Origin of the sequence: Streptomyces sp. NPDC057271, from assembly GCF_042668715.1 — a bacterium.
GTDB lineage: Bacteria > Actinomycetota > Actinomycetes > Streptomycetales > Streptomycetaceae > Streptomyces.
The window spans coordinates 22,965-24,441 of the sequence record NZ_JBHUYJ010000116.1; the positions used below are offsets into that span (position 1 = coordinate 22,965).

Sequence of the window (1,477 nt, forward strand, 5' to 3'; positions counted from 1 at the left end):
TTGTGGTCTGGGAGAAAGGAAAGAAAAAAAACGGACGGGGGGGGCCGCGGGGCTTGTTGGTCCCCGCCTGTCAACCCCCCACCTCTCTCTTCCTCTGGAGTCACCCGGTCATGCAGAACGCACCTGTTTCTTCGTTGGTCGGGGAAGAGTACGAGGTCGAGGTCGGCCCGGTGGCCCACGGCGGCCACTGCATCGCGCGTACGGAGGGCGGCCGGGTCCTCTTCGTCCGGCACGCGCTGCCGGGCGAGCGGGTCGTCGCGCGGGTCACGGAGGGCGAGGAGACGTCCCGCTATCTGCGCGCGGACGCGGTCACGATCCTGGAGGCGTCCAAGGACCGGGTCGAGGCACCCTGCCCGTTCGCGGGCCCGGGCAAGTGCGGCGGCTGCGACTGGCAGCACGCCAAGCCGGGTGCCCAGCGCCGCCTCAAGGGCGAGGTCGTCGCCGAGCAGCTCCAGCGCTTGGCCGGGCTCACGCCCGAGGAGGCCGGCTGGGACGGCACCGTCATGCCGGCCGAGGGCGACAAGCTCCCGGCGGGCGAGGTCCCGCAGTGGCGGACGCGCGTCCAGTACGCCGTGGACACCGAGGGCCACGCCGGTCTGCGCAAGCACCGGTCGCACGAGGTCGAGGTGATCGACCACTGCATGATCGCGGCGCCCGGGGTCTCCGAGCTCGGTATCGAGAAGCGCACGTGGGAGGGCATGGCCTCCGTCGAGGCCATCGCGGCCTCCGGCTCCGGCGACCGCCAGGTGATCCTCACCCCCCGTCCGGGCGCCCGCCTCCCCCTCGTCGAACTGGACAAGCCGGTCTCGGTCCTCCGCGTCGACGAGAAGGACGGCGGAGTCCACCGTGTCCACGGCCGCCCCTTCGTCCGCGAGCGCGCCGACGACCGCACGTACCGCGTCGGCAACGGCGGCTTCTGGCAGGTCCACCCGAAGGCCGCCCAGACGCTGGTCCTCGCCGTGATGCAGGGCCTGATGCCCCGTAAGGGCGACACGGCCCTCGACCTCTACTGCGGCGTCGGCCTCTTCGCGGGCGCGATCGCCGACCGCGTCGGCGACCAGGGCGCGGTCCTGGGCATCGAGTCCGGCAAGCGCGCGGTGGAGGACGCCCGCCACAACCTGGAGGCCTACGACCGCGTCCGCATCGAGCAGGGCAAGGTCGAGACCGTCCTGCCGCGCACCCGCATCTCCGAGGTCGACCTGATCGTCCTCGACCCGCCCCGCGCGGGCGCGGGCAAGCAGACGGTCACCCACCTCGCCGGCCTGGGCGCCCGCCGCATCGCCTACGTGGCCTGCGACCCGGCGGCCCTGGCCCGCGACCTCGCCTACTTCAAGGACAACGGCTACCGCACCCGCACGCTGCGCGTGTTTGACCTCTTCCCGATGACCCATCATGTCGAGTGCGTCGCGATCCTTGAGCCCGCCTCGAAGGGCTCCTGACCTGCCGTTTCTCCGAGTGTGCGTGATGGGCGTTACGT

At 71.8% G+C, this 1,477-nt stretch carries 1 protein-coding gene; it reads left to right on the forward strand.

From position 1 onward, the window contains the following. The first annotated feature begins 110 nt into the window (after positions 1–110). Positions 111–1,439 carry a class I SAM-dependent RNA methyltransferase gene (locus tag ACFUJR_RS33715; protein WP_383180953.1) on the forward strand — a complete coding sequence of 443 codons (1,329 nt, stop codon included), beginning with the start codon at positions 111–113 and terminating at the stop codon, positions 1,437–1,439. Positions 1,440–1,477 lie beyond the last annotated feature (38 nt).